The sequence below is a fragment of the Candidatus Bathyarchaeota archaeon genome, assembly GCA_026014745.1.
Classification (GTDB): domain Archaea; phylum Thermoproteota; class Bathyarchaeia; order Bathyarchaeales; family Bathycorpusculaceae; genus Bathycorpusculum.
On record JAOZHS010000001.1, the window covers coordinates 474,320 to 499,291 of the forward strand.

Sequence of the window (24,972 nt, forward strand, 5' to 3'; positions counted from 1 at the left end):
CTATTTTCAAGTTAATAATGCTTGACGTGTAACATATGGCAGAATCAGCAGCAATCTCAACTGGCACCAAATGCCTCGATGCAACGCTAGGCGGCGGGATTTCTCCTCAAACTGTTACGTTGATTTATGGGGAACCCGAAACAGGCAAAAGCACCCTTACCATGCAATGCGCTGTTTATTGTGCGTTGCAGAACCGTAAAGTGCTCTTTGTAGACTGCGATAACACCTTCTACGCTAAACGTTTAGCCCAGATTGCGGGACCAAAATTTGACGAAGTCGCCGAACGAATCGTATTGGTGAAACCCCGTGATTTTAAGGAACAAACTGCCGTTATTGAAAACATCGAGGACTACACCACCAACGTTGGGTTAATCATTATTGACACTTTCACCTCGCTCTACAGTGCAAGAGCCGCAGAAACTTCTCGTAAAGCGTATGGGGTTAATCGGGAATTAAATCGGCTGCTTGCACTTTTGGCGCAGCTTACCAAAATCCGAAAAATCCCCGTCATAATTACCAGTCAAGTCCGTAGCGTAATCTCCGAGGAGACCTCAGGGGTGAGGCCAGTAGCGACGCGTGTGCTCAAATTTTGGGCTGACAACATAATTGCGGTAAAACCCACAGAATACCCCCAAGTCTTCAAGGTACTGATTGAGAAGTCACCCAATACAACGACTGAAGTTACCTGCTACATACAAATAGGTGGAGCAGGCATAGAAGATGCGGAATTCCACTAAACACACGGTTGAACCTCATGGATGCACCATGGCTAATCCTGCTAATCGTTGAAGCCCTAATATTCATCTTCCCTGCCTACTGCGCAAACGGCACCCCCGTGTTGGCAGGCGGCGGCGCAAAGATGGATTTCGGACGCAACTTTATCGATGGCAAACGCGTTTTTGGCAACAACAAAACTTGGCGCGGCTTCTTTTTCGGTTGGGCAGTCGGCTTAGGCGTGGGTTTAGCCGAAGGCGCCGTGTTTGGCTTCGATACCGTCCCAATAATTTTCAGCGTCCTGATTCCGCTGGGCGCACTTCTTGGCGATTTAACAGGCGCATTCATCAAAAGACGCTTAGACATCGCCCCAGGCGGGTTACTGCCTGTAGTGGACCAAGTGGATTTTGTTGTGGGCGCTGTTGTGTTTTCGTTACCGCTGGTCTGGATGGGCTGGCAAACGGGTGATTTTCCATTTTGGCAAGTTGCCGTAACAGTCTTGATTATTACGCCGCCGATTCACTTGTTTACGAATTACTTGGCGTATAAGCTAAAACTCAAGAAGCACCCGTGGTAGAAACAGGAAAACGCAAAACAACAAAGATTCAACAAAAAATAATTAAAAAAATAAACAAAAGTTAGACGAGTATATTTTACCCGTTGTAGGTTGTCTTGAAGAGTATTGCTCCTTCGAGGAACAGGTAGGAGATCAACAGGAAAGCTACGCCTATAATTAAAAGCATGTAGGCTTGGCGTGGTTTATGGACGTTTTTGGTGCTTTGGTAAATCGCCATTAACCCAACAAACCCTAATGCGTAGAGTATGATTGAGATTAGGGTGTCCGACATGTATTGGTTACTGATGTTGGGGTACAGGAAGAAGAATTGTCCATTATAATATCCTGAAGCTGCGGGTTGAGTGATGAGTGAGTATAAGCCGCCGCCGAAGAGAAACAGCACATAAGAAACACCGAGTACGGTAACCAGCAATGTTGAAGGCGCGTTTTCGGTGAGTTTGCGGAGCCATCGGCTTAGCGAGAACGAAAGGGACGAGCGTGGTGCGGGTGCTTCTGGCTTAGTCTTGATTTTCTTCTTTTGTTGTTGTTTGTGTGACATCTTTTTCCTCTTCCCAAAGTAGATGCTTTACTACTTCTTTAGCCCATTCTCCAGTTAATGAATTTTTCTGAATCTCCCTTAAGTATTCCACCCAACCGAGGTTTTCTGCTTTCTGCCAAACTCCAAACTTGTCTTTTACATTAACATACGCTGCCCAATGCAGCCCACAGAATCCTTCTCTTTGTGCTTCTCTGCAACAGACTATACACTTCATGGTTTTTTGTCACCTTTTGTGGGGCACTTTGGATTCAAACATAGCCTCCAAGCTTTTCTGCCCCTAATATAAACCGCCACCACAGGCGCCCCGCATCTACCACAGTTGCCCAACGGTTTTATGATGCCTGTTTGGGGGAGCGGATACGTAGTGTTGCATTTGCCCTCAAAATAATTGGTGCAGCCCACAAACCGTTTCCCCGTCTTCTTAGAATGCAGAACCACCAGTTGCCCGCTTTTGCAGGTTGGGCAGACGCCGACGGTGCGCTCAGCCATTCGCGCTGCCTGTAACGACACGCTAAGTCTGGCTCCAACAGCGGCTTCCTGCATTTTAAGCGCTGCCGTGATAGGTTTTAGGGTTCCAACCGCGTTTTCCAGAACGAATGTCTTGGTTACTTTGCCTTCTTGAATCTGCTCCATCTGTTCCTCAAGGTTCCTAGTCATTTCTGATGAAACTACATTGGGGCAGTATTGTGCGAGCACTTCTACCACTGAGAACCCTAATTCGCTGACTTCAAGGCGGTCGGTGCCACTGAGATATTTGCGGTCTTGCAGGGTCTCGATGATTGCTGCTCGGGTTGCTTTGGTGCCGATTTCTTCTTTCTCCATCTTCTCCAACAGCGTGCGAGGGTTGTATCGGGCAGGTGGCTTAGTAAACAATTCATGTAACGTAATCCGTTTCACCACGACAGAACGTCCCTCAATCAACGGCGGCAACGCATCATCCTTTAGTTGCATATAGGGTTTGTAGAAGCCAATCCAGCCCTCGCTTAGCGTTCGAACTAACGCCATATTAAACCGGTTGCCATTGATTGCGATGCATACTGCTATGTTTTGGCGGATTGCGGGCTCGGCGAAAACAGCAAAAAAACGTTTCACAATCAAATCGAAGATGTTTCGTTCAGCCGCGTCGAGGGGTTTGTTGGGGAGGTTACCAGTGGGGTAAATGGCTGGGTGGGCGGGGTCAAATTTTTTGCCTTCATTCGGTTTTAGCGTGGGTTTGGCGAGGAGTTCTGTGGCGGGTTTGTTGTAGAGGGGGGCTTTTGAGAGTTTTTTGAGTATGCCTTTGTAGCCGATGCTTGGGGGCAGTTTTTGGCTGCTGGTACGCGGATAAGAAATCAACGCCGCTAAGTAGAGATGCTGAGCGATGTTTGAGGTCCGCATGGGTGTGTATTTGAAGATGCGGTAGGCTTCACTTTGCAGGCTCCCCAAATCGAAGGGCAACGGCGGATTCATCGTCGCCTGCGTCACCGCAACTGATTCGATGACGCCCTCTTTACTTCGGCAGCCTTCCCGCAGCGCCGTAGCCTCCGCCAACGTTTCAAGAGTCTTCTCGTAGGTAACCGCAAAATCCATGCCTTCTATGCTGATTTTAGCGGTTAAGGTCCAGTAGGGTGTGGGGACAAAGCTGTTTATGATTTTTTCGCGTTCCTCAAGGAACTTGAGGGTGGGTCCCTGCACTCTGCCCGTGCTTAACTTGGCGTATTGACCGCTGGAGGCTTTTGCTGCCTGCGTTAACGCTCTAGAAAGGTTAATGCCGTAGAGCCAGTCGACTTCGTGACGCGTTAACCCTGCCTCGACCAACGCAAAATCCAGCTTCGGCAACAAATGTGCGTAGGCGTCTTGAAGTTCTTCAGTGGTTAGGGTAGAGTATTTCATGCGTTTTGCCTTGTCCGCCTTCTCGCCACATGCATATTTTAGAATCGTGTAGCCGATGATGCTGCCTTCGATGTCGTAGTCGCAGGCATCCACAAACTCCTCTGCATCCGCCGCTAACTGCGAAATAGCCTTAAGCCACGTCCGAATTCGCGAGGCGCCCTTCTCTGCTTGGTATCGTGGTACCCATTGATACTCAAAAATAGGATACCCCTGCACCCTATGTTTAGCGGCAACCGTGTAGAGATGCCCTAGGGCTGGGACAACGATTATTTGGCCGTTGCGGTAGGCTTCATAGTAGGGTACGCCTTGAAGGCCGGCTTTTCTGGGTTTATTCTTTTCGTCTAGGGCGGTGGCTATTTGGTTCGCTGCATCTGGTTTCTCGGTGACGATAAGGGTGTATTTTCCCAAATAACTAACCTGTTTTTGAAGAGTCATGATGCTTTATTAAAATAAGCTTTAGCCCCTCCAAGCAACCTTTACCAGTGACTATAAAGTTAAGCTTTTCAACGCTAAGTAGCCTGAATAATTTATTGAATCAGGATAAACAATTTTTCTCAGTAACTGATAAATAAGCGGTTACCGACATACTTCAGGGGATTTGGATGCCGCAACGCGTTGTTTGTCATGATTGCAAACAGGTTTTATATGAAGGCGTCGAGTTAAGGCCGCCGGATGAGATTATTCAGCAGTATGGCGGAAAATGCCCAAAGTGTGGTCGAAAACTTTCTTTGTTGCCTCTAGATGTGGAAGTTAAACCCATCAACCGGCGCTGATGCTATGTTGCTGATCCATCGATAAGTGACCCTTAATAGACAGCTTTGCCCATAAAACTGGGGTTTAACTTTTTGTTCTATGCCCGATTTAACGTTGGGTGATAGCGGTAAGTTTGTGTGTTGCTTTTTTTGTAATTGCGTTGAAGGGGGTTGCAGGAAGCGGCTTATCTCCAGCGATTTTGGTCTATTTTGGAAAGCCATAAATAACGCCTAAATGTGTAAACTAATATAATCTACGAAAAAACATTAACCTAGCACTTCGACGGAGAGATGGCTAAATGGGGGAAACATTTAAAGAACGACTCGGGAAGAGCTTCTCGATTTTTGATAGACTACGCGTTCAGGTTAACCATGGTACAATCATCGCAATTGCAGCCTTGCTGCTTATTCTCTTCGTAGCGTTCACCATACGCATTTTACCCCTTCGTTGGGAAAACCTCGCCACAGGGCAAATTCTGCTCAACGAGTTTGACCCCTACTATCAATACAGCATCACCCAGCATATGGTTAACAACGGTTTACTCTCACCCTACCTTGATCACTGGGTAAACTACCAAAAATGGTATCCATTCGGCTTAGACATGTATGCCGCGCTGCCATCACTACCTATGACTGCGGCGGCACTCTACGGATTTGTCTCTATATTCGGCAACGTTGACTTAATGTCCTTCTGCTCAATCCTACCAGCATTCATAGCGATGATTTCCTGTTTAGTTGTCTTCTACATAGGCAAAGACATGGGTGGAAAAGCAGTCGGTTTATTCGCTGCATTATTCATGGCGTTAGCCCCCTCATTTCTGCAAAGAAGCTCGCTGGGCTTCTTCGACACAGAAGTCCCCGGTGTCTTAGGCTTAGTATTATTCATATTCCTATTCCTCAGAGCACTCGATGGTAAACGGTCCCTACGCGGCACTATCGTTTACTCGTTATGCGCAGCCGCTGCACTAGCTTACTTCATTGGAGGCTGGGGAGCCGCCTACTACGTAGTCGACTTATCCGCGCTCTTCGTATTTGTCTTGGTTTTGCTAAAGCGGTATACCCCTAGGCTGCTGATTAGCTACAGCATCACCTTTGGGTTAGGGCTGTTTCTAGCAACCAAAGTTCCCTACATCTCGCCCAGTTATGTGTTCTCAGGTGCAGTTATCCCTGTAGCTGGCGTATTTGTGGTGCTTCTCATTGCTGAGTTGCTCCGCAACAACATCTCTATGCGTACCAAACTCACCTTAATGGGCGGCGCCATAGCTGTGGCGGTTGGCGGCTTTGCAACGTTATGGTTTACAGGCATCTTTACTCGAAGCGGTTTACAAGGCAAATTCAGTACAGTCCTTGACCCCTTCATACGCGCCTCCTCCCCCCTAATTGACTCAGTCGCTGAACAGCGCATCAGCGCATGGGGTAACCTCTACATAGAATTAGGAATCAGCATACTCTTCTTCATAGTAGGACTATACTTTACACTCCGCAACCCAACCAACCGAAACATATTCCTCATGCTCTTCGCCGTAACCTCACTATACTTCGCCATGTCAATGGTCCGTCTACTCGTACTCTTCGCTCCCGCATTCGCTATAATCGCAGCCATCGGCATACTCAGCATCATAAAACCCTTCTTCTCGATTCTGCATGGGTCACCGCGGATGTTAGCGAAGTCAAAGAAGAAACTTCAACGCGTAAGCAAGGAATACTGTGGTCTCGCAGTGTTCTTAATCTTCATCGTCCTCGTAACGAACTTTGCGTTTTCACCCCAAACCGGGGGCATGCCCCGAGTGGTACAGCAAGCCTACGTGCCAACGGCTATCAGTGCATCCAGCCTACCCGTGGGTGGAGCAGGTTTAACTGAACCCGTGGGAGCATGGCTTGACGCGGTGAATTGGCTTAAGACTAACGTGCCCTCGAACAACGTGGTGGTGTCTTGGTGGGACTATGGTAACTGGCTCGCGGATCTTGGAAACGTGACCAGTATAGCCGACAACACTACGGTGAACTCGACGCAGATACAGAACGTCGGGTTCATTTACATGGGTAACGAAAACGAATCCATGAAAATGCTAAGTACCTACAACAAGTACAACGAACCTGGCCGTGTCAACTACATCATGGTCTTCACAGTCCTCTACGTTGGACAAGCAAGCACCAGCGTCTACGTCGCAACTCCCGCTGGATACGGCGACGAAGGCAAATGGCAATGGATGGCCAGAATCTCAGGCCAAGCCAAAGACCGCCTAATCTCTGAAGGCTACATGAACCCCGCTACTGCGTGGACAGACGAATACCAATTCGGCGGCTACAACAATGATACCACAAGCTCCAGTTATGGTCAATGGGGCTGGAACGACCAAGGTCAAAACGCCACAGTTACAATGCTGCTCAACTATGCAACTGTGCAATACTGCAACCAAATGAATGCGCTGTATGCTTCACAGGGCATCACTGTACAACCATCATACACAACGACCGTGCCCAAATACTTCAAGATGGCATACTTCAGCGGCTTAGACACAGGTCTCACAGAATACGGCGGATTGGTACCAATCGTTGCAATCTACAAGATTGACTGGGCTTCCTACAACGCAGATCACGGCATAACTTAAGAGCCGAAACACCATGGTCTTCCCAAAGGTCCCTGATCAGCACAAAGTTGGGCGACCTTTAATACCCAACGGTTTGGGCGTATTATTCGTCCTAACCACAACCATATACCTTTTTTCAATCTACTTCTCTAACCGCGTTTTCGAGCTAGGATTAGACACATACGTTAACGGTGTCTCCTCCGCGTTAACGCTTGCCGTCTGCATCTTATTCGGCGGATTTATGGGGTTGCTTGATGACTTCATGGATTTGAAGTGGCGCTACAAAGCATTTATGCCGCTTATCGCCGCGTTGCCCCTCATGTACTATGCGCTTGAAGGCTTACAAGTCGGCGCAATTCGAACCGCCATATCCATTCCTTTTCTTGGTTCCATTCAATTCGGCGCCTACTACGTTCTCCTAATAATCCCACTCATCGTCATGATTGTCACCAACGTCGTCAACATGCTCGCTGGATTAAACGGGTTAGAAACTCTTTGCCCCGCTATAGTTATAATCGGTTTAATGGCGTTCTCGCCCTATGCGGTTCTTATGATTGGTCCACTCATCTTTTGGCTAATCCTCACCTACTTTAACATCCGCGGAAAAATCTTTGTAGGCAACGCAGGCTCCTTTGCCATAGGCATAACCATCGCAGCCTTTGCCGTCATCTCAGACCTCAAAGCCAACCTCGCAATCTCCATTCTGCCCTTCATCTTCAACTCCAGCCTCATCCTACTCACCGCCTTTATAACCCACAAAAAAGCCCGCGTAACCTTCGACGGACAAAAACTCAGCTCTGATGCCCGAAAAAGCCTCGTCACAATCATCTGCTACAAACGCCCCCTAACCGAACGCCAAATAGTGTTAATAATAGCTGGTATCGTGGCGTTATTCACGCTGCTGGGTGCACTTGTTCAGATGCTCCCATAAGCGTTTGCTTTTGCGCTCAAAGGAAGCTTGCCAACCGAGTTAACCCGACGATCTCGTCGAAGTTTAGGCCTAACGCATCTAAAACTTGATCAAAAGTCGCCTGTAAGTATGCCGTGTATTTGGCAACGTCCACTTCGTTGCGGCTGGCTAACTCGACGGGTTTAACGCCTGAATTGTCCTCTGCGCCTCCTCTGGGAGCCGACGTGGATTTGATGACTTTTACGAAGCTTATGAGGTCGCCTGCCCGGAGTTCTTTTTTGGTGGCGTTCTGGAGAATTCTTGCGGCTTTAACGTGTTGGGGCGTAGTTTTGGTGTAACTGGCAAGTTCGTCACCTAACACCACATGGAAGGCAAGGTCATTCATGTCGCCCCATTCCCTCCGCTTAAGAATATTATAACGTTCTCGGACGATGTTTGCGATGTCTTTTCGGGCTTTCTCGAAGTCCTCGGGGTTCTTAACCTTCGCTAAACGCTCCTTCATCTGATTAAACGCGCCTTTAATGAAAATGGGAATGTGTTTTTTCTTGCCCGTTAACCCCTTCACATCAACCGTGCCGTCTTCTAAAACGCCGAGATAGTTCTTTTTACGCGAACTAAACACTGCGTATCGATAGGTTTTCTCCATGTCGATGCCCATGCCGAGTTCGTGTTCGGTGTAGTGGATGACGTCTTCGATTTGTTCTTTGGTGGGGTTTTTGAGGAATAAGCTGTCGGTGTCGCCGTAGAGTACAGTGATGCCTACGGTTTCGGCGTGTTTGAGTATTTGGGTGATGCTGTAGCGTCCGATGGCTGCAGTGGCTTCCGCGACTGGGGGACAATAGAGGTCAAAGCTGTCTGCGCCAAAAACGCCGTAGCTCGCGTTTAAGATGACTTTGAGCGCGCCCTGTGCAATGCCGTACCAACTGCGCACCTCAGGCGGCAGGGTTTTGTCTTTGGCGCGGCTCTTGTACCAGCGGACACGCAAATCCCGCAAAGACCCAATGAGGAGGCTCTCGAGTGCGCGTTTTTCGGTACAAACCCAATGCGGCGTATCGGGGATAGTGTGTCCTTTGCAGCCCGGATGGTTGCAGCAGATAGATTGGTAACCCAGATTCCAGACTTTAATGATGCTGGGGTACAGGCTGGGAAAGTCCATAACCGCCACATTAAAATGCACGCCGGGTTTAGGCTCCACGACGATGGCGCCCTTGTATTTCTTGCCCTTGATGACTGCGGTTGTGCTGGTTTTACCTTTTTTGGTTAGGATGTCTTCAGCGTTAGGGATAAGCATGTTTTGTCTGCGATGTTCGCGTTGCATGAAATTGCGTATCCATCGGCTCACGCCCTGTCGGCTAACGTCTTCCATAGGCATGCTGCTAATGCGGGTAAGAACCAGCAGAAGCTTCATGGCTGAATCGTTGTCTTGGCTGGTAAGCTTGTAGGTGATTTCTGAATCGCGGAAACAGTACGCTGCGAGTTCACAGTAGTTGAGGTCGCCAAAGGCTTTGTCGAGGTGGATTTTTTCCATTCCCAAAAGGGCGCTTGCCACGTCGTCGAGGCTGACGTCTTTGTATTTGCCGCTGTACGCGTAGATTTGGATAGAGCGGTTAAAGAAGAACTTGTAGAGGTCTATGTGAATGGCGGATTTGAGGGTGCAGACGCGTTTGCCAATGTCGATAGGTATGTCTTTTTTGTAAAAGCCCAAGTTGGCTGCGCGGTGGACGAGGTAACGGAGGTCAAAGTCGTCACCGTTAAAGGTTAGAATGAAGGGGTAATTCCATAAGACGTCGAAGACCTTTTTGAGAAGCTCTTTTTCTGTTTCACAGTACTCGACGGTTATGCCTTTGCAAATTGCGTCGTCACCTTGCTGCATGCCTTCCCGTTTGAGTATCAAAACGCGTTTGTCGCCATCCGAACTGTAGATGGAGCAGGCAATAACGGGGCAGGCGCCTTCCCGTGCATCAGGCACACGTGAAGCTAGTGGCGAGTAAACTTCGATGTCTATTGCGGCGCGGCGAAACTGTGGCGCAGGGTACTCGAGGAGTTTGGCCCAATTCTCCGCAAAGGCACGTTCTTGGGGGGTACAGTCGGTGAATACGCTGCGAATTTTGTTAAGGTTCTCTGTAGCCGAATCAACCGTGGTTTCAACTAAGCTGCCGTTTTTAATTTCATAAATCATGCCGGGCATTAAACCGCGGTCGTAAATGTAACACTGGTAATACTTAATTTTAGTTTCCCAAATCTTAGTGTTGCTGTCTTGCATTTTGCAACCGAAGACCTTGGGATAATCTTGGGGAATGATGTCGCGTATGGTTCCGCCTGGACGACCACCAATCGCTAAAGGGTCTTTACAAACAATTTTGGTAACTTCAATTTCGCAGTCATTGAGCGGGTCGATTTTTTTTATCGCTTCAAAACTGTCAAACCCCTCATGGTTAACTACCCCGCTGAATTTTTGGAGATCTTGAGGTTTGAGATTAGTTAAGCAGTAAGGTTTGTGGTTTGTGTTGTCGTACCAAAAGTAGAGGTTGCCCGATTGGGGTTCATAGAGTTTGATAACTGCTTTTTTTAGGCGCCCATCATAAGAAGCAGACACAAAATAGGACGGAGGCAGATTAAGGGGCGCAACGGGCGGGTAAGGTAGGCGCTCCCTGTTTTTTGGTTTCACGATTTCTGTTTCAACCGGTTGGGGTGCCTGCGGTTGTTGTGGTGGCGCTTGCGCTTTAACTTCGGCTTTAACCGCTGGTTTAGCTGGTTCACTGATGCAGTAATCTAGGAGAGTGCGCGCCATCCCATCTTCCTTAACGTTTAGAGGTGTCGCTTAACCCTAAAAACGTTTTACCCAGAAACGACTGGAACAGTCGATAAATCCAAGCAACCTGTTTTTTCCAAAAATCCTGTTATGAGGCGTCTAGTCGCCGCCACTGCTAAGTACGCCGTAAAGCATGCGGATGTGGGGCTCATGCATCGTTTGGATGTGGTTGTCGACTTCTTTTTTGGTTTCAAATACTTGCCCGCATTCGGGACACATGTATTGTCCAGCGCGGGTCTCCGGAGTGCTTCTCCGGCGTTTAATCGATGCTCGACTCATCATCTACTCACCTCTCTTTAATTGAGGAAAGGGGCATAAACTACTGTGTGCGACCCGAAGTGCTACACACTTGCTTTTGTCGAAAAATCAGCTAACTCGCTTTTTCAACATCTAGCTAGCAGTTATCCCTCTTCATATGCTTTGCCTTCCTCGATGAGTTCACGGACGCGTGGCCCGCCTTTAGCGCCGCCTCTTCTGCCTGCCTCTTGAACCGTCATTTTTCCTTTATCTGTGCTGTTCATGTCTTCGTCTTTTTGTTTGTTTGACAGTTCCGTCACCTCCATTTTTGGGCTCGCACAGCACAAAGCATGAGGTCTAGCACATGATTCTTTCATAAAGATATGTGGTTTCTTCTATGCAGTTACAGTTCGTTGCCTTAGATTAGTCCTTCACTTTTCTTTTTTTAGTTTTAACTCTTATTAGTAGCCCCACGATGTCTTAGCCTGTGCATGTAATTTGCTGCGAGAAGCCTACACTGTTGCTATAGAAACCCTAAGTTGGATGGAGATGCGACGACTCAACGAGCGCGCTGCCCTAGTTCGCACCATAAAGCAGCTTAACGTAGGCGACCCCAGTGTCATACGTTTTGCTTACGGTTTAGTTGTTGAAGCCACCCGACGCAAAAACCTCATCGATAAACTCATAAACAATGTTGTGGCGCCCAAAAAAATAGGTGAATACACTCAGGGTATCCAAGCGTTTTTGCGCCTCTACGTTTACCAAACCCGCATAGCCAAAAACTGGGAGGGCTTAAACCTCAAAGAAGCCGAAGCCATCGCCAGCCTCGGACGCGCCATCCTCGGATGGCAAACCATGCGCGAAGTTGAACCCTGCTTAGGTTTCCTCTTAACACGGCAGCTTCAACCAATAATGGAAGCCGCTGGTGACATGGAAAAAATCGCTTTGCACACTTATCATCCTGTATGGTTTGTGGAGTACTGCTTCAAAATGTTCGGGCAAGAGCAGGCTCAAGCCTTCTTAGAGGGCAGCATTAACCCGCCGCCTACCTACCTCCGCATCAACACGCTATCCGCTTCTGAGGAGGAAGTCGTGCAGAGGCTTGCGTTAGAAGGCATTAAACTCCAAAAAGTCCCCTCCTTACAGTATACCTATGAGGTTTTGGAGCATAAACAGCCCCTAAACGGCTTAGCAAGCTACCGTGATGGGCTCTTTTATGTTCAGGACAAAGCAAGCTGTTATGCCACCGAAGTCGCAGACCCCAAAGCTGGGCAGGTCGTTTTTGATGTCTGCGCTGCCCCCGGCGCTAAAACCACTTTTCTGGCGCAGCTTATGCAAAACCAAGGCATCATCTACTCCGTAGACTTCTCAGCAAAACGCATGCATACCTGGAACAAGGAAACCAAGCATATGGGCACAAAAATCGCTGCGCCCCTCATCTCCGACGCCCGCGTCTCCATACCCTTAACTGAGCAGGCTGACCTCGTGGTGTTGGACCCGCCCTGCACCAGCACCGGCGTCTTTGCCAAGCAACCTAGCGCGAAGTGGCGGCTAAGCCCCCGATCCATCCAGAACATGTCCGAGCTCCAATACAAAATAATCAGCAACTGCGCGGACAAAGTCAAAGTCGGCGGCGCCTTAACCTACTCGACCTGCAGCATAACCGAGGAAGAAAACGAAGGCGTAATCGAGCGTTTCCTTCAAGAGCACCCCGAATTTGAACTCGTCGATATTGAACCCAAGATTGGCTTGCCTGGGCTGCGGGGTTTAGTTGGGTGTCAACGGCTCTATCCGCATCTGCATCACTGCAACGGCTTCTTTATAGCGAAGCTCTGCAAAACCCGCCAAGCGGAAGCATAGAAACCTAAATATCCCCACGCTACCCCAACATATTCGGCGACACATTTGGAACCTAAACTAATCATTATCTTTACTTCTCTGTTCGGCTTCTTAGTGGGGATTTACTTTTTGCCGATAGCTAGCCCTCAACTTGACTTCGCCTACTGGTTGCCTCTCTTTGGCTTAATAGGCTTAATCGGCGCCAACATACTGTTTATCATCGTGCGGGATGTCATTAAAAAACTCGCAGAACCACCCCAACCCCAAAAACCTCAACAAGAATAAAACCCCGCTTTAGTCGGATTAGTAATTTTGATAATGAGAACACATACAAACTGTTCTTAAACGGTTCCGAATTCTCCCAGTGTCCGCTGTTTTGTCTCCTTTGGATAAAGTGGATACGTTACTTTGGTGCCCTCCACCTGCGCCAACTCATTTAGCAGATGCGTAACCGTATCCGCCTTACTGATGATGTGTAGCACCCGAATATGCCGTGCAACCAACGCATCCGAAATCAAACCCCTATGGCACTTCCACGGCAACGCCTCCGCACACATCAAGGCAAGGCGATTTGTCTGTGCTAAGGCTACGATTTTTAGGAGTTGCTCGGTGAATTCTTTGGTTTGCATAAAATCCGCGTAGCCCCGCAGGTCGATGTCGAGGGCGAGGTTTTCGCTGTTGGGTTTGGGTCTGCGTAAGCCGCCGATATCGGGCATGTGGATGTATTTGATGCCGCTGGGTTTGAGGTGGTTGGGGAGGTTTTCTTTGTTGAATTGGGGGTTGTGGCGGCTGTGGGGAACCGTTCGGACATCCACCACTAAGGTCACTTTGTTGGCTTGGAGGAGTTCGATGAATTCTTCAAGGGTTCGGGTAGAGTGCCCCACTGTAAAAACCACTAACTCAGATTCCATTGCCAACACACACCACCCTAGAGTAGCGTTTAAAATATAAGAATCCACGCAGCCCTCTGGCATATTACTTTGAGGCGGGTATGATTTGAAACCAGCTAAAACGAACCTATTTGGCGTCTATTTGGATCCTATTAGTGGTTCTATGCAGAAACCTAAGGGGGGTAGGTCGGTATTGGCTGAAAACCCATCCAATAATATGTTGAAAATCAGTTAGAAGTTCCCTGTTTATTTGTACTTTAACTTAGGGAGAAAGTTATGTCCCTCTTACTGTCTAAGAACCGAAACTCCACTCAAAAATTACGCAGCTACGATTTGGCGGTTTTTTCGCTCATTTTTAGAGATTTGAACGGTTGTTTAGTGGGGTTCGATGTAACTTTTGGTTTTTGTTTAAATAGGAAAGGTTTTTAGTATAGTTATTGTATGAGTCTGTGAAAAAGTACACAGGTTAAAATGAGGTTAACGTATTATGTCTGTATTTGCAGCCCCTGGAGCATATGACCGTGCAATAACTGTTTTCTCACCTGACGGACGCCTCTTCCAAGTTGAGTACGCTATGGAACTGGTCAACCGCGGAGCCACGATACTTGGCATCCAAACCTCTGAAGGACTGGTTTTGGGTTCCGAAGAGAACATTGAAGTACTCGAAGAAGCAGGCTATTCATATAAGATTTTCCGAGTAGACGACCACATTGGCGCAGCCATTGTCGGGTTAAGCAGCGATGCACGTATCCTAATTGATCAAGCACGTATTTACGCGCAAAGTAACAAATTAACATATGACGAACCAATCGATGTAGAAGTCGTAACCAAACGCATCTGCGACATCCAACAGATGTATACGCAGCATGCAGGTGTGCGACCCTTCGGTGTATCCATCATTTTTGGCGGCGTCGACAAAAGCGGTTCCCGCGTATTTGGCACGCACCCCAGCGGAACCTACCGCGGCTACAAAGCCACCGCATTAGGCGCAGGCAGAGAAACAGTGCTAAACATCCTCAAAGAGGATTACAAAGATGACCTAAGTCTTGACGCCAGCATAAAACTCGCAGTAAAATGCTTAGTTAAGGCACTTGAAGCACGCCAACTCCCGCCCAGAATCAAAATCGCAGTCATCCCAACCGCCACCAAAAAAATGGAAATGTTAAACGACAGCACAGTAGAAGGCTACATCAAAGAACTGGGTTCGAGCAAGTGAAACCCCGATGAGTGAAAAGTTCACCGTTGCACGTTTAACCAGAGAAAATGAACATTTTGAAATCTTAGTCAAGCCCCATAAAGCTCTTGACTACCGTAACGGCAAAGCCTCCTCTATAACCGAGGTTTTAGCCGCAGAAATCATTTTTTCTGACGCCAACAAAGGCACAAAAGTTTCCGAAGAATCAATGAAAAAAGCCTTCCGCACAGTGGATACACTCAAAATAGCAGATGAAATCCTAAAAAAAGGAACCCTGCAATTAACCACCGACCAAAGAAGAAAAATGGTCGAAGATAAAAAAAGACAAGTAATCGACTTCATTTCCCGACAAGCCGTTGACCCCAAAACAAATCTCCCCCATCCTCCCGCACGCATCGAAAATGCAATGGAACAAATCCGCTACCCCATCGACCCCTACAAACCAGTAGAGGAACAAGCCAAAGACATCGTTAAACTGCTGCGACCAATTCTGCCACTAAAAATCGAGCAAGTCGTGGTTGCAATCAAGATTCCGACGCAGTTTGCTGCGCGTGCTTATGGCTCAATTAAGCCGTTGGGCACCATTAAACGGGAGGAATGGCGCGGCGATGGCTCATGGTATGGCGAATTGGAGTTGCCCGCAGGCGCCTATGCTTCGTTGCTAAACAAGCTGGGTGACCTAACTAAGGGAAGTGGAGAAGCAAAAATAATCTCTTAAAGTAACGAAAAAATGAAGTGATTTTATGCCAACATTCTTTGAAAAAAAACAGCTCGTGACGCCCGGAGAAATGCTCGCTGAAGGCGACTATATGCCTGGCGAAAACACGTTTGTGGAAGCAGGCAAGATCTTCGCCTCAAGGATTGGACTCGTAGACAGCGACAACAAAAAAGTCAACGTGGTTGCACTAAGAGCGTTTTATGTGCCAAAAACGGGTGACATTGTTATTGGAACAGTATTAGAAGTTGGATTCAACGGCTGGACCATCGACATTAAAGCACCCTACAATGCACTGCTACGTGCATCAGACGTATTAAGCAGGCCCTTTAAGCCTCAAAACGACGAGTTATCCGCAGTCCTCACAGCAGGCGACCTGATTGTTGCCAAAATCGCCAGCTATGACCGCGCCCACGACCCCCAATTAACCGTGGGTGAACCTGGATTAGGCAAGATTACCCGCGGCCAAATTTTGCATGTGACCCCAACGAAAATCCCCCGTGTCATCGGACGCAAAGGCTCCATGATTTCCATGATTAAACAGGAAACCAACTGCCAAATCATCCTTGGACTCAACGGAGTCATCCTGGTCACTGGCAAAACTATAGAAGAAGAGGAACTAGCCATCGAGGCTATCCGCAAAATCGAGCAAGAATCCCACACCAGCGGTCTCACTGACCGTATTACCCAGTTATTGAAAGAAAAGAAAGTTGTTAAAGTGGAGGAAAACCAACAATGAATGAAAAATCCGATAAATTAATTGACAAGAAAGGTATCCGATTGGACGGCAGAAAGGCAGACGAACTTCGTTCAGTTAAACTGCAAGTCGGCGTTCTCTCCAACGCGGACGGATCCGCATACATCGAACACGGCAAAAACAAAATCCTCGCAGCCGCGTTCGGCCCCAGAGAAATGCACCCAAAACATCTCGCTCAACCTGACCGCATGGTTCTGCGTTGCCGCTACCATATGGCGCCTTTCAGCGTTCAAGAACGCAAATCTCCCGCACCATCTCGAAGAGAAGTTGAATTAAGCAAAGTCATAAAGGAATCTCTCGAACCCGCCCTGTTCTTAGAACTTTACCCCCGCACAGGCGTAGACGTATTTGTTGAGGTTCTGCAAGCTGATGGAGGCACCCGATGCGCAAGTATCACCGCCGCTGCACTCGCAATCGCAGATGCAGGCGTCCCCATGAAGGACCTAGTCGTTGCATGCGCCGCAGGCAAAGTCGACGACACTGTAGTTGTGGATCTCTTTGACGCTGAAGACAAACTCGGCGCCGCAGACGTTCCAGTCGCCTATATGCCAAACCTAAACGCAGTGACTCTGCTACAGATGGATGGTGTTCTCAATCCTGAGGAATTCGAGAAAGCAGTCAACATGGCGATGGAAGGATGCAAGAAAATCTATGCCATGCAAAAAGAAGCATTAAAAACAAAATATATGGTTGTTAAGGAGGTCGAAGAGTAATGTCATCACTCGTTACTAAAGTCCGACTACGACAAATAGAACAACTCCTCGAGAAAGGCAAACGCCTCGACGAACGAGGACTACAAGACTACCGCGAAATAAAAATCGAACAAGGAATCATCGAGAAAGCTGAAGGTTCCGCCCGCGTATTACTCGGCAAAACCGAAGTGCTCGTAGGCGTCAAAGTTGAAACTGGAGAACCCTTCCCCGACACACCAAACGACGGTGTCATGACCGTTAACGCTGAACTTGTCCCGATTGCATCACCCCACTTTGAACCCGGACCACCCGACGAAAACAGCATCGAACTCGCCCGCGTCGTTGACCGCGGAATCAGAGAATCTCACGCTATCGACACAGAAAAACTCTGCATTGAAGCCGGCAAAAAAGTCTTCGTAGTATTCGTTGATGTCTACGTCTTAAACCACGACGGTAACCTTATTGACGCATCTGCAATGGCTGCTATCGCTGCACTTCTCAACACAAAGATGCCAAACTACGAAATCAAAGACGGCGAACTCAAAATCAAACAAGGCTACACTCAGCTACCTATGAAGAGTCACCCCGTAACAGTCACCTTAGGCAAAATCAACAACAAACTAATCATTGACCCGGGTGTTGAAGAAGAATCTGTTATGGACTCACGCATTACCTTTGCAACTAATGAGGCTGGTAACATCTGTGCCATTCAGAAGGGCGGCTCAGGCTTTTTCACACCGCAACAGATTTTAGACGCTTCAAAGATTGCACTGGAGAAAGCAGCAGAACTGCGTAAGAAACTCAACTGGTGAAAAAGTTGCCCAAGACAAAGAAAGTAGGTCCAACTCGAGGTTTAGGCGTACGTTACGGATCCACCGTCAGAAAACGCTATGTTAAAGTAGTTACTGAACTCAAAAAACCCCATCGATGCCCTCAATGCGGCTTTGTCCGTGTGCATCGCAAAAGCGTCGGGGTTTGGCAATGCGGTAAATGTTACTTTACCTTTGCAGGTGGTGCCTACACTCCGAACACTAAACTGGGCGCTGTTGCACGTCGCGCAGCTAAAGGCACAGTCGCTGAGGCTGTTGCTCCAGAAGGTGCAGTTGAGGCTTCCCCAGTTGAACCTACTGAGGAAATCGACACAACCGAAGAAGAATCTGAAGAAGAAACTCAATAGAGCTTCTTTCTTTAACTATTTTTATTTTAGTTAAACATCCCTTACGTAGAGTAGGGTCCAGATATGTCCTCTAAACGTGCCCAAGCCAGCATACGCCTAAACTTTCCTGATCAAAAACAACTAACCACTCTGCTTGCCGCATTGAGCCCCGAAACGCATGCGACGGCAACACGGCGAGCCAACGTTAACCTGCAAAAAGACGAGAACTCTCTGGTACTAACGGTTGAAGCGGAAGACACTGTGGCGCTGCGGGCAACACTTAACGCTTATTTGCATTGGATAAACTCCACCTTAAGTGTGATTGACGCTGTTGAGAAAAGTTAGCGCGCAGAAAACAAGCCTGTTGAGTCAGACAGACCCTCTCTTATATAGGCAAAATTGGTGCCTGACCCCGATATTTGCTAAAATTTGTTCTCGCTTGACGTCATCCACGAGACTCCTATGCCCCTGATTCTTACTTGGATTTTCTCTCTCAAAAACATACAGCGGGCGATTCAAAAAATAAATAACTCTTGCGTATCAAAATATCTTTAATGCTTACTCAAAAACATAAAACAATTTACATAATCCTGACAGCTGCCCTAATAATTTGTCTACTCATTCTCCTGTATCCGCAGCCAATCCAGCCATCCCAAACTAACACTATCCACGGAGACAACGTTGGAATATGTGTACATGACCTACCCTATATGCAAGCCACACAGGTCAAGGACAGCGGTGCAGGCTGGATACGCATAGACGCCTCCAACAACCCCCAACTCAACAACTTCAGCATATCTGTCCAAAACGCTAAAGCCCAAAACCTCCAAGTCCTAGTTATCCTTGACAGTTGGATGTTCGACCAATCCACAGTATTCACGCTACAAGAATGGCAGAGTAACGTAACCTACTATGTGTCCCAACACGCCGACTATGTGGATGCTTGGGAAATCTTCAACGAACCCTCAAGTTGGAAGTATCCTCTGTTAGGTCTAAACCTTTCAAACCAGCAAAGCCAAGAAAACCTCACCAAAATAGCGGATTTTTACTATCAAATGGCCCAGACTGCCGCGCCCATAATCCGCCAATATGATCCCACAGCAAAAATTCTACTGCTCGGCGGATGCCACCTCTACACAGATACTGATCCCCAAATCTCTTTAGACGAAGCGTTTGCGGAGAAGGTAGTATCCAAAGGCATTGAGCATTATGGCGATGGGATATCTTTGCATGCTTATCCTTGGGGCAAATCAGATACAGTGTTGTTGCAGCAAAAATATGATGAAGCTTTGGTTTACTATCGTGAATTATTTGGTGATTCAATGGAGGTTTGGGTAACAGAAACAGGGAAGCCCCTTGAAGAGGCAGATGAAGCTGGACAAGCAACATACATGGCAGACGTTATAGAATATTTTTATGGGCGGGTCGATAAGGTGTTTTGGTATCTGCTACAAGATTATCCTGATGACCGCCGCGCGTTTGGTTTAATTGGCGGCGATGGTGTAGCGCGGCCTGCGTATGGTGAATTGCAAAAAATATTGGGGAAGTAAACTCTGTTTTGTGCGCGTTTTTGTGGACTTGGTTTTTTGGTTAGTTGTTTGTTTTATGTAGAGGATGCAATAACCTGTGTTTTGCCTCAACGGTTGACAAAGCTTTTTCGACGAGAAGGTTTAAATAAACACTGACTCATTTCGTATATGCTTCAAGTTAAAAAACGGATGAAAACTTAGCATGTCACAGGAATATCGCTATATTGTTCGTATCATGGGTACAGACGTTACAGGTACCCTCAAGACGTCTTACGCAGTCTCACAAATCAAAGGCGTCAGCTCAAGTCTTTCCAATGCCATTCTCCGCAAGGCAGGCGTAAACCCTGACCTCCGAGTAGGCTACATAACAGAGTCTGACGTAGCAAAAATTGAAGACGTTATCCGGGATCCAGTTAAATATAACATCCCTGCTTGGATGTTTAACCGCCGCAAAGACACCGAAACCGGAAAAGACGTTCATGTTCTAAGCGCAGACTTAGCATTCAAAATAAAAACTGATATTGACGGAGCCAAAGAAATCAGGTCTTGGCGTGGATACCGCCATGCTTACAGCCTGAAAGTTCGCGGTCAACGCACCAAAACAACTGGACGCCAAGGCAAATCTCTAGGTGTCAAAAAGAAGACACTACTCCAGAAACCTGGCGCTCCCGCTGCTGGAGGCAAATAAGCATGGGAGATCCAAAGAAGCAACGTAAAAAGTTTGAGACGCCACGTTTTCCTTGGCGTAAAGACATCCTCCAAGAAGAACTAAAACTTCAAGGACAATACGGCTTACGAAACAAACATGAACTCTGGCGCCACAAAACCACCCTATCTAAAGCCAGAGGCATCGCCCGTTCACTCATCAGCAAACCTGCTGAAGAAAGAGCAAAAATGGAAAACGAGCTCCTTTCTCAACTAAAAAAGAAAGGTATCTTGCAGGAAACTGCAGTCCTTGACAATGTGCTCGACTTAACCATCGAAGACATCTTGGAACGCAGACTCCAAACAATCGTTTTCCGCAAGGGATTAGCCCGCACGATATTCCAGTCACGGCAACTAATCACCCACGGACACGTAACTATCGATAACCGCCGCGTAACCATCCCTGGCTTTATTGTGCCTAAGGAAGCAGAAGCCAAAATCGTCTACTCTCCTGAAAGTGCAGTTGCAAGCCCTGAGCATGCATTACGTGTCGGATTAACAGTTGTTGCAAAACAACCTGAAGTTAGACAACCAACTCGCGGCCGCAGAGGCGGCAGAGGAGGCGGCAGATTCTGAGCACCGCAAATAGTAAACGTAACGACCGATGGGCAATCGTCCACATCTTTAGTTCCTACAACAACACCCTAATCCACATAACCGACATATCCGGCGCCGAAACCATCGCGCGCACAACCGGTGGTATGTTCGTCAAAGCTGACCGTATGGAATCATCCCCCTACGCAGCTATGCGCGCAGCCACAGGCGCAGCTGAAATTGCACGCGACAAAGGCATCACCGCGATACACATCAAAGTCCGCGCACCCGGCGGCAGTGGCCCAAGAACCCCTGGTCCCGGTGCACAAGCAGCTATTCGAGCATTAGCCCGCTTCGGTTTCCGCATTGAACGCATCGAAGAAGTCACCCCAATTCCCCATGATGGCACAAGACGACCTGGCGGCCGAAGAGGCAGAAGAGTCTAACTCTTCCTTCTTTGTTTGTTAACAGAAAAATACAAATAATGCACCGAAATATCCTAATGACCGCACAGCTATCAAAGTAACTTATTTGGAGTGTCTTTAGCAAGTGAAAATTAAAATCCTGGAAAAAAACGATTCGAACCTGCGTATACATGTACAGGACGCAGATGTTCCTTTAATGAATGCATTGCGTAGGTTAGCACTTGCTGAAGTCCCCTGCATGGCAATCGAAGAAGTTGTCATGATTGAAAACAGCAGTATTCTCCAAGACGAAATCATCGCACACCGCCTCGGTTTAACTCCGCTAAAAACTGATTTAGATGCATACAACCTCCCTGAGGAATGCAGTTGCCAAAGCGAATTCGGCTGCGCTCAATGCCGCGTCACCTTAACTCTTGACGCTGAAGCCAAAGATGGCACCCGAACCGTATATTCAGGCGAAATCGTCTCCGAAAACCCGGAAATTCTTCCAGTATCTGACAAAGTCCCAATAATCAAACTGGCAAAGAACCAGAAGCTAAAACTTGAAGCCTACGCAAGACTCGGCAGAGGAAAAACTCACGCGAAATGGCAACCCGTTTCGATGTGCGCATACAAGTATTATCCAAAAATTACTCCTCCCGAAGAGAAATGCGCTGACTGCTCCAAATGCGTTGACATTTGCTCCAAAAAAGTCTTAGCTATGAAAGACCAAAAAGTCGAAGTCCGCGACTTGCTTAGCTGCACGCTTTGTATGGACTGCGTGGAAGCTTGCCCACAGAAGCCTTCACCGCTAAAAATCGAGTGGGAAAAGAATGCATTCATCATGAATATTGAATCTACAGGTGCGCTTCCTCCAGATCGTATCTTAAAAGAAGCCACCAAACTTTTAGGCAAACAACTAAACGAGTTTGAAGAACAACTTAAGGCTGAAGAACTATGAGAGAAACAAAAACCACCAACCCCCAACTAATCGACCTTATCAGTCAGCTACGCAAAACCAGCAAAGAGCAAGATGCACCAGTCTGGTTTGATGTAGCGGACTATCTTGCTAAAACACGCAGTCAACGCGTTGTAGTCAACTTAAGTAGCATCAACCGCAACAGCCAAAAACAAGATGTCGTGGTTGTCCCAGGCAAACTCCTTGCCTCAGGAACCTTAGATCACGCCATGACGATTGCTGCCTTTGAAGTCTCCGAGCAGGCAGTTGCAAAAATTGAGGCTGTAAAAGCCAAATATATCTCAATCAAAGAGCTTCTGGAAAAAAACCCCAAGGGCTCTAATGTAAAAATCATTCGGTGAAAAAAATAATGTCACAAACTACAACCAGCAAACCAGCAAAATCACCTAAAGTCACCTTAGTGAACGCTGAAGGCTTAATCGTCGGTAGAATGGGCAGTAAAGTCGCTAAACTTCTCCTCAACGGTCAAGAAGTCATCATACTCAACGCAGAAAAGGCTGTCTTTAGCGGTAAACGCAAAAGCAAAATCGCCGAAGCTCACCTATTCCTCGAAGTCGGCGCACCCGAACGCGGACCCTTCCATTACCGCCGACCTGACCGCCTTCTACGCAAAACTCTCCGTGGCATGTTGCCCTTCAAACAGCCCAAAGGCATAAGCGCATACAAACGCCTAAAAGTCTACATGGGCATACCCCAAGAATTCACCGTCAAAGAAATGATTACATTCACAGATGCTTCATCCGCCGACCTTAAGGGTCCACATTTCACCTTAGGCGAATTAGCAACCGAAATCGGATGGAGAAACAGGATGGAATAATTATGCCAACAAAAAAAGTTTTAGTTGTTAGTGGAAAACGCAAAACCGCAACCGCCCGCGCCATCATAAAACCCGGCGTCGGCAAAGTCAGAATCAACCTGACCCCCGTCGAAATTTATGAACCCGCCATCGCCAAAGAAAAAATCATGGAGCCTCTATTGCAGGCAGGCGGCGAAGTATGGCAACAAGTCGACATGGACATCAAAACCCAAGGCGGAGGCTACATGGGTCAAGCTGAAGCAGCCCGCATGGCCATAGCTAACGGACTCCTAAAATGGACTAAGAGCAGTCACCTACGCACCGTTTTCAGCGAATACGACCGCACTATGATTGCAGGCGACAGCCGAACTAAAGAAACCAAGAAAGTCGGCGGCGCAGGCGCACGTAGTAAAGAACAGAAGAGCTATCGGTAGGAGAAAAACAAAAAATGATTATCCCCGTCAGATGCTTCACTTGCGGCAAACTCGTCGGCGACAAATGGGACGAGTTTACCCGACGCATCAAGACAGGCGAAAACGCCAGCGATGTCCTTGACAGCCTCGGATTAAAACGATACTGTTGCAGACGCATGTTGCTCTCTAACGTGGAAATCATCGACGAAGTTCTGCGCTTCTACGAAGAATCTGAAAAACGCAAAGAAGCCCGCAACTTCTACTAAACTTTCTTTTCCTTAGTTTTGTTGTTTTATGGTAGTGCTAACTGTTATTAGCTGATTCTCTAAATAACTTTGAAGTGTTATGACCCACGATTGGTGTGCGTCCCTCAAAATTAATCCTGCTTCAGTGTTGTTGGGGTCTGGTAACCCTGCGGTTGAATATTTTACTCGCCGCGACCTAATAGGCGAAACGGTTGAAGCCCCCAATATTGTTTGGCAGTTGCCTGAAGTCCAAAAATTCTTCCACAAACAGCAACCAGACGGCTCATGGAAACATAGCGCCAACCAAACCGTAACCTACCCCCCTTATCATGGTGCTTTGGTTGAGACTTGGAAGGCTTTTCGCATATTGGTAGAACGCTACGAAGTGACTACGGCGCATGAGGGGGCGCGGCGGGCTGCTGAATTTTTGTTTTCCTGCCAAACTTGTGAGGGCGACATTCGGGGTATGATTGCAAACCAGTACGCCACATACTACACAGGCGCAATGCTGGCTGTTCTCATAAAAGCTGGCTATCAAGATGACCCTCGCGTCGAAAAAGGGTTGGATTGGTTGCTCTCGATGCGGCAGGACGATGGCGGCTGGACAATACCTGTTCTTACACATTATTTTGACAAGCAAACCTTCTATGACCTGACAAGCAAACCCGCAAACCCCGTTGAACCAGACAGGACAAAGCCGTTTTCTCATAATTGGACGGATATGGTTTTGCGCGCCTTTGCCGCCCACCCAAAACTGCGCTATTCTAAAGAGGCAAGAAAAGCCGCTGACCTGCTCAAATCAACCTTTTTACAACCTGACTATTACGCCTCTTACCAAGATGCCGGCTACTGGGTACGCTTCCTGTTTTGGTGGCCCAACCTCATAACCGCACTGGATTCGCTTTCTTTGATGGGGTACTCAAAGGATGACCCTGACATCAAAAAAGCCTTGACGTGGCTAGTGGAACACCAGTTGCCCAACGGCTTATGGAAACTGACCTACGCTAAGGACTCAAAAGAAACCGCTAAGGCTTTAGGCGAACAATTGTGGTTGACTTTGGCGGTGGCTAGAATATTCAAACGGTTCTATCAAAATCCGCCTGATTTCTCTAAGTAGTCC

The 24,972-nt window shown here is 47.7% G+C and carries 29 protein-coding genes and 1 pseudogene; 23 read left to right on the forward strand and 7 right to left on the reverse strand.

Features of this window, described 5'->3' with window-relative positions; all coding sequences use genetic code 11:
• The first annotated feature begins 35 nt into the window (after positions 1-35).
• Positions 36-737 carry an AAA family ATPase gene (locus tag NWE92_02590; GenBank protein ID MCW4028521.1) on the forward strand — a complete coding sequence of 234 codons (702 nt, stop codon included), beginning with the start codon at positions 36-38 and terminating at the stop codon, positions 735-737.
• Positions 738-754: 17 nt separating this feature from the next.
• Positions 755-1,291, forward strand: a complete 537-nt coding sequence (locus NWE92_02595) for a CDP-2,3-bis-(O-geranylgeranyl)-sn-glycerol synthase (protein ID MCW4028522.1) — start codon at positions 755-757, stop codon at positions 1,289-1,291.
• Between the two features lie 76 nt (positions 1,292-1,367).
• Here NWE92_02595 and NWE92_02600 read toward each other — a convergent pair whose 3' ends face one another.
• Genes NWE92_02600 through topA form a run of 3 tightly spaced genes read right to left on the reverse strand, consistent with a single transcriptional unit; the run spans position 1,368 to position 4,109 of the window.
• Positions 1,368-1,829 carry an OST3/OST6 family protein gene (locus NWE92_02600; GenBank protein ID MCW4028523.1) on the reverse strand — a complete coding sequence of 154 codons (462 nt, stop codon included), beginning with the start codon at positions 1,827-1,829 and terminating at the stop codon, positions 1,368-1,370.
• Entirely contained in the window at positions 1,789-2,043 is a 255-nt protein-coding gene (locus NWE92_02605; protein MCW4028524.1) for a hypothetical protein, read from the reverse strand. The genes NWE92_02600 and NWE92_02605 overlap by 41 nt, the downstream gene beginning before the upstream one ends.
• A complete protein-coding gene (gene topA / locus NWE92_02610; protein ID MCW4028525.1) occupies positions 2,040-4,109 on the reverse strand; it encodes a DNA topoisomerase I in 2,070 nt (689 codons plus the stop codon). The genes NWE92_02605 and topA overlap by 4 nt, the downstream gene beginning before the upstream one ends.
• A gap of 643 nt (positions 4,110-4,752) precedes the next feature.
• Here topA and NWE92_02615 point away from each other — a divergent pair.
• Both NWE92_02615 and NWE92_02620 read left to right on the forward strand, forming a co-directional pair.
• On the forward strand, positions 4,753-7,065 hold the full coding sequence (locus NWE92_02615) for a hypothetical protein (protein ID MCW4028526.1): 2,313 nt from the start codon (positions 4,753-4,755) through the stop codon (positions 7,063-7,065).
• Between the two features lie 13 nt (positions 7,066-7,078).
• Positions 7,079-7,975, forward strand: coding sequence for a hypothetical protein (locus NWE92_02620; GenBank protein ID MCW4028527.1), 897 nt, complete (start codon positions 7,079-7,081; stop codon positions 7,973-7,975).
• Positions 7,976-7,991: 16 nt separating this feature from the next.
• Here NWE92_02620 and NWE92_02625 read toward each other — a convergent pair whose 3' ends face one another.
• From NWE92_02625 to NWE92_02635, 3 genes are all read right to left on the reverse strand, one after another.
• Entirely contained in the window at positions 7,992-10,745 is a 2,754-nt protein-coding gene (locus NWE92_02625; GenBank protein MCW4028528.1) for a DNA-directed DNA polymerase I, read from the reverse strand.
• 120 nt (positions 10,746-10,865) lie between these two features.
• Positions 10,866-11,048, reverse strand: a complete 183-nt coding sequence (locus NWE92_02630; GenBank protein MCW4028529.1) for a C2H2-type zinc finger protein — start codon at positions 11,046-11,048, stop codon at positions 10,866-10,868.
• Between the two features lie 119 nt (positions 11,049-11,167).
• A complete protein-coding gene (locus NWE92_02635) occupies positions 11,168-11,329 on the reverse strand; it encodes an Em GEA1 (EM1) (protein MCW4028530.1) in 162 nt (53 codons plus the stop codon).
• Positions 11,330-11,501: 172 nt separating this feature from the next.
• Here NWE92_02635 and NWE92_02640 point away from each other — a divergent pair, with 172 nt between their 5' ends.
• Together NWE92_02640 and NWE92_02645 are read left to right on the forward strand one after the other, a co-directional pair.
• Positions 11,502-12,863 carry an RsmB/NOP family class I SAM-dependent RNA methyltransferase gene (locus NWE92_02640; protein MCW4028531.1) on the forward strand — a complete coding sequence of 454 codons (1,362 nt, stop codon included), beginning with the start codon at positions 11,502-11,504 and terminating at the stop codon, positions 12,861-12,863.
• 45 nt (positions 12,864-12,908) lie between these two features.
• Entirely contained in the window at positions 12,909-13,127 is a 219-nt protein-coding gene (locus NWE92_02645) for a hypothetical protein (GenBank protein ID MCW4028532.1), read from the forward strand.
• 56 nt (positions 13,128-13,183) lie between these two features.
• On the opposite strand, the gene NWE92_02650 is transcribed toward NWE92_02645, so the two are convergent.
• Entirely contained in the window at positions 13,184-13,753 is a 570-nt protein-coding gene (locus NWE92_02650) for a DUF488 domain-containing protein (protein ID MCW4028533.1), read from the reverse strand.
• 466 nt (positions 13,754-14,219) lie between these two features.
• Between NWE92_02650 and NWE92_02655 the strand changes: the two genes are divergently transcribed.
• The 17 genes and pseudogenes from NWE92_02655 to NWE92_02735 all read left to right on the forward strand — a co-directional run bounded on the left by NWE92_02655 (position 14,220) and on the right by NWE92_02735 (position 24,969).
• On the forward strand, positions 14,220-14,948 hold the full coding sequence (locus NWE92_02655; GenBank protein MCW4028534.1) for an archaeal proteasome endopeptidase complex subunit alpha: 729 nt from the start codon (positions 14,220-14,222) through the stop codon (positions 14,946-14,948).
• Positions 14,949-14,955: 7 nt separating this feature from the next.
• On the forward strand, positions 14,956-15,645 hold the full coding sequence (locus NWE92_02660; GenBank protein MCW4028535.1) for a ribosome assembly factor SBDS: 690 nt from the start codon (positions 14,956-14,958) through the stop codon (positions 15,643-15,645).
• 25 nt (positions 15,646-15,670) lie between these two features.
• Positions 15,671-16,381: an exosome complex RNA-binding protein Rrp4 gene (gene rrp4, locus NWE92_02665; protein MCW4028536.1), complete on the forward strand. Its 711-nt coding sequence runs from the start codon at positions 15,671-15,673 to the stop codon at positions 16,379-16,381.
• Positions 16,378-17,112, forward strand: coding sequence for an exosome complex exonuclease Rrp41 (gene rrp41 / locus NWE92_02670; protein ID MCW4028537.1), 735 nt, complete (start codon positions 16,378-16,380; stop codon positions 17,110-17,112). Before rrp4 ends, rrp41 begins: the two co-directional genes overlap by 4 nt.
• Entirely contained in the window at positions 17,112-17,903 is a 792-nt protein-coding gene (gene rrp42, locus NWE92_02675; protein ID MCW4028538.1) for an exosome complex protein Rrp42, read from the forward strand. The genes rrp41 and rrp42 overlap by 1 nt, the downstream gene beginning before the upstream one ends.
• Before the next feature lie 5 nt (positions 17,904-17,908).
• A pseudogene (locus NWE92_02680) lies at positions 17,909-18,148 on the forward strand (50S ribosomal protein L37ae).
• A gap of 183 nt (positions 18,149-18,331) precedes the next feature.
• Positions 18,332-18,592 carry a KEOPS complex subunit Pcc1 gene (locus tag NWE92_02685; protein MCW4028539.1) on the forward strand — a complete coding sequence of 87 codons (261 nt, stop codon included), beginning with the start codon at positions 18,332-18,334 and terminating at the stop codon, positions 18,590-18,592.
• 209 nt (positions 18,593-18,801) lie between these two features.
• Entirely contained in the window at positions 18,802-19,797 is a 996-nt protein-coding gene (locus tag NWE92_02690; protein MCW4028540.1) for a hypothetical protein, read from the forward strand.
• A 181-nt stretch (positions 19,798-19,978) separates the two neighbouring features.
• Positions 19,979-20,464, forward strand: a complete 486-nt coding sequence (locus NWE92_02695; GenBank protein MCW4028541.1) for a 30S ribosomal protein S13 — start codon at positions 19,979-19,981, stop codon at positions 20,462-20,464.
• Between the two features lie 2 nt (positions 20,465-20,466).
• The gene (locus NWE92_02700; GenBank protein MCW4028542.1) at positions 20,467-21,057 is read left to right on the forward strand and encodes a 30S ribosomal protein S4; all 591 of its coding nucleotides are present in this window, start codon (positions 20,467-20,469) and stop codon (positions 21,055-21,057) included.
• Positions 21,051-21,461: a 30S ribosomal protein S11 gene (locus NWE92_02705; protein ID MCW4028543.1), complete on the forward strand. Its 411-nt coding sequence runs from the start codon at positions 21,051-21,053 to the stop codon at positions 21,459-21,461. Before NWE92_02700 ends, NWE92_02705 begins: the two co-directional genes overlap by 7 nt.
• Before the next feature lie 103 nt (positions 21,462-21,564).
• Entirely contained in the window at positions 21,565-22,380 is an 816-nt protein-coding gene (locus NWE92_02710; GenBank protein ID MCW4028544.1) for a DNA-directed RNA polymerase subunit D, read from the forward strand.
• Complete coding sequence (locus NWE92_02715; protein MCW4028545.1) at positions 22,377-22,739, forward strand: 50S ribosomal protein L18e; 363 nt, start codon at positions 22,377-22,379, stop codon at positions 22,737-22,739. The genes NWE92_02710 and NWE92_02715 overlap by 4 nt, the downstream gene beginning before the upstream one ends.
• 8 nt (positions 22,740-22,747) lie before the next feature.
• The gene (rplM, locus tag NWE92_02720) at positions 22,748-23,215 is read left to right on the forward strand and encodes a 50S ribosomal protein L13 (protein ID MCW4028546.1); all 468 of its coding nucleotides are present in this window, start codon (positions 22,748-22,750) and stop codon (positions 23,213-23,215) included.
• Between the two features lie 2 nt (positions 23,216-23,217).
• Positions 23,218-23,628, forward strand: a complete 411-nt coding sequence (locus NWE92_02725) for a 30S ribosomal protein S9 (protein ID MCW4028547.1) — start codon at positions 23,218-23,220, stop codon at positions 23,626-23,628.
• A gap of 14 nt (positions 23,629-23,642) precedes the next feature.
• A complete protein-coding gene (locus NWE92_02730) occupies positions 23,643-23,873 on the forward strand; it encodes a DNA-directed RNA polymerase subunit N (GenBank protein ID MCW4028548.1) in 231 nt (76 codons plus the stop codon).
• Positions 23,874-23,952: 79 nt separating this feature from the next.
• Complete coding sequence (locus NWE92_02735; protein ID MCW4028549.1) at positions 23,953-24,969, forward strand: hypothetical protein; 1,017 nt, start codon at positions 23,953-23,955, stop codon at positions 24,967-24,969.
• Positions 24,970-24,972: the final 3 nt, after the last annotated feature.

Bases quoted from the DNA above. Each gene is read 5' to 3' on its own strand.
- NWE92_02590 (MCW4028521.1), top strand. From the start codon at position 36: ATGGCAGAATCAGCAGCAATCTCAACTGGCACCAAATGCCTCGATGCA.
- NWE92_02595 (MCW4028522.1), top strand. From the start codon at position 755: ATGGATGCACCATGGCTAATCCTGCTAATCGTTGAAGCCCTAATATTC.
- NWE92_02600 (MCW4028523.1), bottom strand. From the start codon at position 1,829: ATGTCACACAAACAACAACAAAAGAAGAAAATCAAGACTAAGCCAGAA.
- NWE92_02605 (MCW4028524.1), bottom strand. From the start codon at position 2,043: ATGAAGTGTATAGTCTGTTGCAGAGAAGCACAAAGAGAAGGATTCTGT.
- NWE92_02615 (MCW4028526.1), top strand. From the start codon at position 4,753: ATGGGGGAAACATTTAAAGAACGACTCGGGAAGAGCTTCTCGATTTTT.
- NWE92_02620 (MCW4028527.1), top strand. From the start codon at position 7,079: ATGGTCTTCCCAAAGGTCCCTGATCAGCACAAAGTTGGGCGACCTTTA.
- NWE92_02625 (MCW4028528.1), bottom strand. From the start codon at position 10,745: ATGGCGCGCACTCTCCTAGATTACTGCATCAGTGAACCAGCTAAACCA.
- NWE92_02630 (MCW4028529.1), bottom strand. From the start codon at position 11,048: ATGATGAGTCGAGCATCGATTAAACGCCGGAGAAGCACTCCGGAGACC.
- NWE92_02635 (MCW4028530.1), bottom strand. From the start codon at position 11,329: ATGGAGGTGACGGAACTGTCAAACAAACAAAAAGACGAAGACATGAAC.
- NWE92_02650 (MCW4028533.1), bottom strand. From the start codon at position 13,753: ATGGAATCTGAGTTAGTGGTTTTTACAGTGGGGCACTCTACCCGAACC.
- NWE92_02655 (MCW4028534.1), top strand. From the start codon at position 14,220: ATGTCTGTATTTGCAGCCCCTGGAGCATATGACCGTGCAATAACTGTT.
- NWE92_02660 (MCW4028535.1), top strand. From the start codon at position 14,956: ATGAGTGAAAAGTTCACCGTTGCACGTTTAACCAGAGAAAATGAACAT.
- rrp4 (MCW4028536.1), top strand. From the start codon at position 15,671: ATGCCAACATTCTTTGAAAAAAAACAGCTCGTGACGCCCGGAGAAATG.
- rrp41 (MCW4028537.1), top strand. From the start codon at position 16,378: ATGAATGAAAAATCCGATAAATTAATTGACAAGAAAGGTATCCGATTG.
- rrp42 (MCW4028538.1), top strand. From the start codon at position 17,112: ATGTCATCACTCGTTACTAAAGTCCGACTACGACAAATAGAACAACTC.
- NWE92_02685 (MCW4028539.1), top strand. From the start codon at position 18,332: ATGTCCTCTAAACGTGCCCAAGCCAGCATACGCCTAAACTTTCCTGAT.
- NWE92_02690 (MCW4028540.1), top strand. From the start codon at position 18,802: ATGCTTACTCAAAAACATAAAACAATTTACATAATCCTGACAGCTGCC.
- NWE92_02695 (MCW4028541.1), top strand. From the start codon at position 19,979: ATGTCACAGGAATATCGCTATATTGTTCGTATCATGGGTACAGACGTT.
- NWE92_02700 (MCW4028542.1), top strand. From the start codon at position 20,467: ATGGGAGATCCAAAGAAGCAACGTAAAAAGTTTGAGACGCCACGTTTT.
- NWE92_02715 (MCW4028545.1), top strand. From the start codon at position 22,377: ATGAGAGAAACAAAAACCACCAACCCCCAACTAATCGACCTTATCAGT.
- rplM (MCW4028546.1), top strand. From the start codon at position 22,748: ATGTCACAAACTACAACCAGCAAACCAGCAAAATCACCTAAAGTCACC.
- NWE92_02725 (MCW4028547.1), top strand. From the start codon at position 23,218: ATGCCAACAAAAAAAGTTTTAGTTGTTAGTGGAAAACGCAAAACCGCA.
- NWE92_02730 (MCW4028548.1), top strand. From the start codon at position 23,643: ATGATTATCCCCGTCAGATGCTTCACTTGCGGCAAACTCGTCGGCGAC.
- NWE92_02735 (MCW4028549.1), top strand. From the start codon at position 23,953: ATGACCCACGATTGGTGTGCGTCCCTCAAAATTAATCCTGCTTCAGTG.